Annotated in this window: 5 protein-coding genes; all 5 read left to right on the plus strand. The window is 64.4% G+C overall.

What is annotated here, in order from left to right; all coding sequences use genetic code 11:
- Window positions 1-205: 205 nt before the first annotated feature.
- The 5 genes from BUB04_RS08175 to BUB04_RS08195 all read left to right on the plus strand — a co-directional run bounded on the left by BUB04_RS08175 (window position 206) and on the right by BUB04_RS08195 (window position 7,112).
- Entirely contained in the window at window positions 206-1,849 is a 1,644-nt protein-coding gene (locus BUB04_RS08175) for a high affinity choline transporter 1 (protein WP_073038501.1), read from the plus strand.
- Between the two features lie 186 nt (window positions 1,850-2,035).
- Entirely contained in the window at window positions 2,036-2,521 is a 486-nt protein-coding gene (locus BUB04_RS08180; RefSeq protein WP_073038502.1) for an Lrp/AsnC family transcriptional regulator, read from the plus strand.
- Between the two features lie 58 nt (window positions 2,522-2,579).
- Window positions 2,580-4,355, plus strand: coding sequence for an aldehyde ferredoxin oxidoreductase family protein (locus tag BUB04_RS08185; protein WP_073038503.1), 1,776 nt, complete (start codon window positions 2,580-2,582; stop codon window positions 4,353-4,355).
- Between the two features lie 413 nt (window positions 4,356-4,768).
- Window positions 4,769-5,116 (plus strand): hypothetical protein, encoded by a 348-nt coding sequence (locus tag BUB04_RS08190; protein WP_073038504.1) that lies wholly within the window; start codon window positions 4,769-4,771, stop codon window positions 5,114-5,116.
- A gap of 592 nt (window positions 5,117-5,708) precedes the next feature.
- Window positions 5,709-7,112: a TolC family protein gene (locus tag BUB04_RS08195; protein ID WP_073038505.1), complete on the plus strand. Its 1,404-nt coding sequence runs from the start codon at window positions 5,709-5,711 to the stop codon at window positions 7,110-7,112.
- The last annotated feature ends 714 nt before the right edge of the window (window positions 7,113-7,826 follow it).

The raw sequence follows: 7,826 nt of genomic DNA on the forward strand, positions 1-7,826 counted from the left end.
TATTCGTTCGTTATTCGTAAATCCACTGAGCGATTCTTCCCCTCCCCGGCCGGCGCGCGCCGGCCGGCGCGCGCAATTGACAATCATCCCCCGGAGCGCCACCGGGTGTCGCTCGCGGGGCCTTACGAAGGCGCTCCCAAAGGGTTCGGCACCACCCTTTGTTCTTTCTTCACCGGCAAGCCATCAACTTCAAGGAGGACAGGGCATGGAAGGTTCCTATCAGTACGGTGGATGGGTTCTGGTGGGCCTGGGCATCTACATGGTGCTCATGTTGCTCGTGGGATGGTACGCGTCCAAGAAGGTGCAGGGCACGGAGGACTACCTGGTGGCGGGCCGGCGCCTGGGGCTCTTTTTGTGCACCGGCACGCTCTTCGCCACCTGGTTCGGTTCGGGAACGTGCATGGGCGGCGCCGGGAACGCGTACATCTTCGGTAACCAGGGCGTGATCTTCGACCCCTGGGGGGCGGCCCTGTGTCTCTTCCTGGCGGGGTTTTTCTTTGCGCGCCTCATGCGCCGCGGCCGCTACCTCACCCTGGTGGACCTCTTTCAGCTTCGCTACGGAAACGGCATGGGGATCCTTTCGGCCATCTCGCTCACCGTGGCGGAGATGGGCTGGGTGGGGGCCCAGCTGGTGGGCTTCGGGACCATCATCCACTTTTTCAGCGGCCTCCCCCTGGGCTGGGGGATCGCCATCTCCACCCTCATCCTGGTGGTCTACACCTACCTGGGCGGCATGTGGTCGGTGACCCTCACGGACGTCTTCCAGATGATCATCCTCACGGTGGGCATGATCGTCATGCTGGTGGTGGCCGTGCCTTTGGCCGGCGGCTGGGGCGAGATCTTCTCCTCCCACACCTCCAACATGATGGAGCTTCCCACCTGGTCCTTCCTGCCGGAAAAGGGGGATGCGGGGTTTCTCTACTACACGGGCTACGTGGGCTGGTTCTACTGGCTGGCCGCGTGGATGGCCATCGGACTGGGCTCCATCCCCGCCCAGGACCTCATGCAGCGCACACTCTCGGCCAAGGACGAAAAGGTGGCCTCCTATTCCTCCTACCTGGCGGGTCTTCTCTACGTGACCGTGGGCATGATGCCCGTCGTCATCGGCCTGATCTATTTTAAGCTCAATCCCAACCTGGGCCCGGAAGACGCCCTCAACAAGATCCTCCTCTTCATGGCCACGGATCATCTGAACCCCTTCTTCGCCGTGGTCTTCGTCTCGGCCCTGGTGGCGGCCCTCATGTCCTCTTCGGACAGCGCCATCCTGGCGGCTTCGTCCATGGTGGGCTACAACGCCTACAAGATCCTCAAGCCCGACGTGACCACGGAACAGACCCTCAAGGCCACCCGGATCGCCGTGCCCATCGTCACGGGGATCTCTCTCATCCTGGCCCTCTACTTCGAAGCCATCTACAACCTCATGGTGATCTCCTGGTCCGTGCTGCTGGTCTCGCTCTTCGCCCCGTACGTGGCGGCCTATTTCTGGAAGGGGGCCAACCGCCTGGGTGCCCTGGCGTCCTACGTGGCTGGCTTCGTGGCCTGGATCGTGGGCTACTACGCCTACCTTCCCATGACCCTGGAAGCCAACAAGGTGAGCCCCGACTGCCTGCCGCCCGAGACCTTCGCTTCCGTGGCCACCACGGTGGAGGGCGTGGGGCAGGTCTATTTCGACTGGGCCATGTGGGATGCGCTCTACATCAGCTCCGTCTGGGCCCTCATCGCCTCCGTGGTGGCCCTGGTGGTGGTGAGCCTGCTCACCCGGTCCATGGATCCTCCCATGCCGCTTGTGGATATCGACGGCGAACCCATGCCGGTGCGAAACTGGATGGGAATCTTCGGAAAGGCTTAAAAAACCGGCGTCCGGGGGACCCGACGGGGTCCCCCGTTGAGCCGGGAACCTTGCCCGAAGCCGTGGGGGCGAAAGATTTTTCGCCCCCACGGCCTTTTACGCCGACCTCCTGCAATGCTATAAAGACTCCATTCGGTATCCAGTGCCTGCGGCCGTCTTGCTGTGTCCTTTCATGCGGGGGAGCCCATGAAACGATCCGTGGACGCCATCGACGAAAAGATCATCGACCTGCTGCACGAAAACGGGCGGATGTCCAACACGGAGATCGCCAAGAGGATCAACGTCTCCGAGGCCACCGTCCGCAACCGCCTGAACCGCCTCATCCAGGAAGACATCCTGAGGATCCTTCCGGTGGTGAACCCCTCCAAGTTGGGTCTGGCCATCACCGGCAACCTGAAGGCCACCATCGACCTCAAGAAGCTGGACTACGTGGTGGAGGAGCTCAAGAAGCTGGACGAGATCTGGTACATCGCCCTCACCACCGGCGGCACCGACCTGGACGTGGAGTTCGTGGTGCCGTCCCTGAACCACCTGCACACCTTCCTTTTCGACAAGGTCAACCAGATCGACGGGGTCTTGCGCACCCAGACGGCCTTCGTCATGAAGCGCTACATCAAGAGACGTTACGACTACACGGACGAGTCCAAGGAATGGGACGTCCTGGACGGCTAGGAACGTCCCGTGGAAACGGAAACGGCGGGGACATGGGCGCCCCGGGGAGGTGGACGATATGCGCGGCTTTTACGGAACCCTCATCCATGTGGACCTATCTAGGACGGCCGTTGAACGCGAAGATCTTCCCGAAGACCTGCTGCGGGAGACCCTGGGCGGCAAGGGCCTGGCGGTGGAACTCCTCCTTCGCCACATCCCGCAGGGGGCCGATCCCCTGGGGCCGGACAACTGCGTGGTGATCGCCGGCGGAGCGGCCACGGGAAGTCCCGTGTGGGGGTCCTGCCGTCATGGGATCTACGCCAAGAGTCCCCAGACGGGGCTTTTCGCCGAATCCTATTCGGGAGGCACGGTGGCCGAGCGCATGGCGGGGGCCGGCGTGGACGCGGTGCTCATCCGGGGAAGCTCGGAAAGGCCGGTCTGGATCGAGATCGGAGAGGCGGGCTGCTTTGTCCACGACGCTTCGGATCTGTGGGGCCGGGACACCTTCGAGACCGAGGACCGGGTGAAGGAGTGGATCCGGGCCAACCGGCCCGAGGCGGGAAAGCCCGGTGTGCTGGCCATCGGTCCGGCGGCGGAAAACGGCGTGGCCTTCGCCGTGGTGGAAAACGACTATTGGCGGAGCGCCGGCCGGACGGGAACGGGCGCCGTCCTGGGAGCCAAGAGGGTGAAGGCCGTGGCCTTCTGGGGAAAGCGGGCCAAGGAGTTCGCCGATCCGGACCTTCTCAAGCGGTTCGCCGGGGACGTGGCCCGGGAAGGAAAGGAAAATCCCGGGGTCAAGGCCTACAAGTCCATGGGCACGTCCATGCTGGTGGACATCATGAACGAAGCGGGGGGATTTCCCACCCGGTACTGGCACAAGGGGCGGGCGGACCACCGGGAAGGCATCAACGCCTCGGCGCTCCATGAACGCTGCGACGTGAAGCCCCACGCGTGCCTCAAGTGCTTCATGGCCTGCGGGCGCCTGAGCACGGTGAAGGCGGGCCGCCACCAGGGGCTGGTCGTGGAAGGTCCCGAATTCGAGACCATCTACGCCTTCGGCGGCCTGTGCGAGGTGGCGGACATCGAAGAGATCGCCTACCTCAACGACTTGTGCGACCGCCTGGGCCTGGACACCATCACGGCCGGAAACCTGGTGGGCTTCACCATCGAGGCGGCGAAGCGCGGTGCGGTGGACTACGACATCGACTACGGGCAGGTGGACCGCATGGCCGCTCTCCTGCAAGACATGGCCTATCGGCGCGGGATCGGGGACGTTCTCGCCCGGGGCATCCGCCATGCGGCGGCGGCCTGGGGCCTGGAAGACCTGGCCATCCACGTGAAGGGCATGGAACCGGCGGGCTACGACCCGCGCGTGCTCAAGGGCATGGGCCTGGCCTACGGCACCTCGGATCGGGGCGCGTGCCACCTTCGGGCCACCTTCTACAAGCCGGAGTTGAGCGGCATGGTGGACCCTGAGATGATCCAGGGCAAGGCCAAGATCTTTTGCGAATGGGAGGACCGGCTCACGATCTTCGACACCCTGATCCTGTGTCGCTTCTACCGGGACCTCTATCAGTGGGATTCCCTGGCGGAGATCATCCGGGGCACCGCCGGCCTGGACCTGGACACGGAAGGCATGCGCCGGGTGGCGGGCCGGATCAAGGACCAGATCCGCCGGTTCAACATCCGAGAGGGACTCACGGCGGAAGACGACCGGCTGCCGGTGCGCTTCCACACGGAGCCGCTTCCCGAAACCGGAAAGGTCCTCACCGAGGAGCAGATGGAGATCATGCTCCGGGAATACTACCGGGAGCGGGGCTGGGACGAAAACGGCACACCCCCGGCGGCACCCTGATGGGGGATCGCGCGGCCCGAGGGCGCGACCGGTTTTTTTTTCGATCCCCGCGCTCTTTCTCTCATCCGGGCGGGGAGGTGCGAGGCGGGCCGTGATCGTTGGCGGGCGGGGTTGAACCCAGCCCCTGCCCGACGGGCCCATCTGACTTCGTAGGGGCGGGCTTTACGCCCGCCCGCCGGAACCTCGCGATTGGGACCACTCGTCCAGTAATGGGAAAGAGAACCGCGAATGAACGCGAATCGACGCCAATGAGTCTTTTCAATGGTAGGAACGGCCTTGGCCGCGATTGGGATCGCCGGCAAGCCGGCTCCTACAGAAAGGACTCTCCCTTGAGGACATCTTTCATCTGTGCGGGGTGGCGCAAGGGAGACCATGACCGTTAGTTTTACACCTTCCCTGAGGCGGGCGGAGCGATGACACGGACGGACGAAACCCGGGAAGACTCCGGCGGAAGCGCCGTGATCTTCAACGAGGTGCAGCTTATCCTGGCCGAAAAGCGCACCTCCCTTTCGGTGCTTCGAACCGGCATCGCCATCTTCGTGCTGCCCCTTTCCGTCCTGAGCCTTCTCATCACCACCTCCCGCTACTACGTGATGAAGGACGTCTGGCCTCTCCTGGCGCCCCTTTTGGTCCTGTGTATCCTCCTGGCCCTGCTGGGCGCGTATTTGGTCGTCCGGTCCATCACCCGGATCCACCTTTACGACCGCCTCATTCACCGCCTGAAGCAGCGCCACAGCGTGCTCAACGAGCTGGTGGACTGAACGAACGAGGGCCGCCCCGCCAGCTTTCAATTCCTGAAAGGTGCGCTCCATCCCCGGGAGCTCGCCCGAGAACTTCCCCACTGTCACTCCCGCGCAAGCGGGAGTCCGTAACTTATTGGAAATTCTGGATCCCCGCTCCCGGTTCAAGCCGGGGACAAGCTTCGCGGGGATGACGGAGGGACGTTGAACGAGGCAAACTTGCCATTGTCGCACAAGCTTCCAGGAGCCTGTCTGCGAACGAATTTCCGTCTCACAAGGCCGGGAAATTTCTGATCTCCTCGTAGCCGCGGGGCTTCAGCCCCGCGGGGGGGGCCATCGTAACCCTATGAAGTGACAGGGAACACCTGAAGATCCGCCCGAAGTCCGCGGATTCTTCCGCAGCCCTAAAGGGCTGCGCTACGAGAAAACCGGTGATCCCCGGCATTTTCGGACAGCCCCCTTTGCGCTGCTGGCTTCCGTTACGGGGCTTGTTTGCTTTCTTCTGCTTTTTCAGCTAACCTTACAGGCAATTGTGCCTTGTCTTTTGCTCCGGGGGCTGTGGCCCGTCAGGTTCCGCCGTCTGGGATTTCGCCTTGTGCTGAGGGAGCTCGCCATGACCCGGTTCCCGTGGTTCGGCCGCCTTGTTCTTCTGCTGGTTTTCCTCCATCCCGTTTTCGCCGCCGCTCAGAATCCGCCCGGGCCGGCCGCGGGGGATGACCCCAAGGACGCATCCCCCGTGTGGACCCTGGAGCGGGCTTTGGCCACGGCCCTGGAAAACCACCCCCGGCTCCAGGCCACGGCCGCGGGAAGGAGGGCCGCCGAGGCCGGACTTCGCCAGGCCCGTTCCGGATACCTTCCCGGCGTCGGGCTGTCCCAGAAGGTCGTCCGCAGCAACCATCCCGTCTTTGTCTTCGGCTCCCTGTTGGAGCAGGCCCGGTTCGGCCCGGCCAACTTCGACCCCGGATTTCTCAACGACCCCGATCCGCTCACCAATTTCCGCTCGGAAGCGTCGGTGCGCTGGACGCTTTTCGACCAGTGGCAGACCCCGGCGCGGGTTTCCCAGGCCGAGGCCGGCAAGGAGCGGGCTTCCCTGCTGGACCGCTGGGCCCGCCAGCAGGTTCGGTATGGGGTGGTCCGGACCTTCTACGGGGTGATGGTGGCGGACGCCCGGGTCCGGGTGGCCCGGGAGACGGTCCGCAGCGCCGAGGCTCAGGTGCGTCGGATCCGGGATCTTTTCGAAAACGGCCAGGTGGTTCGATCGGATCTTCTGGCCGCCGAGGTGCTCCTGGCCGACTTTCGCCAGAGGCTCATCCAGGCGGAAGGGGACGCCCGGACCGCCCGGGCGGCCTTTCTCACGGCACTGGGCCATCCGGCGCCGACCCGGGCGGTGCGAGTCAAGGGAGGGGTTCCTCGCGGGCGTTTCCCCAGCGAGCCCCTGGAGGAGGTGATCCGGCGGGCGATCCGGATCCGCCCCGATCTGGAGGCCCTGCGCCGGGAGGTGGACGCTGCGGCCGCGCGCCTCCAGGCCGCCCGGGGCCTTTATCTGCCCCGTCTCGATGCCTTTTCCACCTACGGTGTGAGCGGCGAAAAGCTTTCCGATGGAAGTTCGGATTACACGGTGGGACTGGCGCTCAGCTGGGACCTTTTCCGGGGCGACCGGGGTCCGGGAGTGGATGGAGCCCGGGCGGAACTGCAGATGGCCCGGGCGGGCTTGAAAGAGGCGGAGGACCAGGTGCGGTTCCAGGTGACGGAGACGTGGGAAGCCTTTCAATCGGCCGAAAAGCGGCTGGCCGTGGCCGAAAAGGCCGTGGAACAGGCCGGGGAAGCCCTCCGGATCGTTCGGGACCGCTACGGGGAGGGGCTGACCGCCATCACGGAGCTTCTGCGGGCGGAAACGGCCCAGCTGGAAGCGCGGCTGCAGGCCCTGGAAGCCCGCTACGCGTACGTGACGGGCTACGCGGCCGTGCTGCTGGCCCAAGGCCGGCTGGAGGATCCCGGTGCGTTCGCCCGTCCGTGACCCACGCCGGCGTTCACGGCGGTGCACGAATCTATCCAGGCGTCTGTCCGAAAACGCCACGGATAAACGCGTTTCTCGTAGCGCAGCCCTTCAGGGCTGCGGAGGAACCCCCGGCCGTCGGATAGGCCATCGCGTATTTCCCATTAATTCATGGAGTTGCGATGAGCCTTTCCGCGGGGCTGAAGCCCCGCGGCTACGAGGAGGACCCAAGTTCCTCGGCCTTGTAAGTCGGAGAGCCATTGTCGGGGAGCCTCCTAGGAGCCTGTCCGAGAACTCTCATACCCGCCACTCCCGCGCAAGCGGGAGTCCATAACTTACTCCTGAATTGGACGATTCTTTCTCATGGACAGGTTCTGAAGGGCGGGCGTAAAGCCCGCCCCTAGTGCGCCTGGGAGCAGGCGTGATCAGAGAGGTGAAAGTCCTCTTCCGGGAGATGCCCGCTCCCGGTAGTCGAAGGTAACTGCGTCGCCGTGAGGCGGGGTGGGAAGCAACCGGAGACGAACACACAGTCCGCAGGATGACGAACGCGATTCGGCCTTACGACTCGACGAGTCTCCTAGGGAAGGACGAAGTCCAGACCGTGTCAAAGCGGCAAGGTATGGTCGAGATACTGTGGCACTCGCAGACGAAAGGGCGAGAAACGGAGAACACAAACTTCGACCTGGAGCCGGCCGACGTAGCCACGGAAGTCTGCCACGCTGGGCGGGCAGCAAG

It is taken from the genome of Desulfacinum infernum DSM 9756 (assembly GCF_900129305.1).
Lineage (GTDB): Bacteria > Desulfobacterota > Syntrophobacteria > Syntrophobacterales > DSM-9756 > Desulfacinum > Desulfacinum infernum.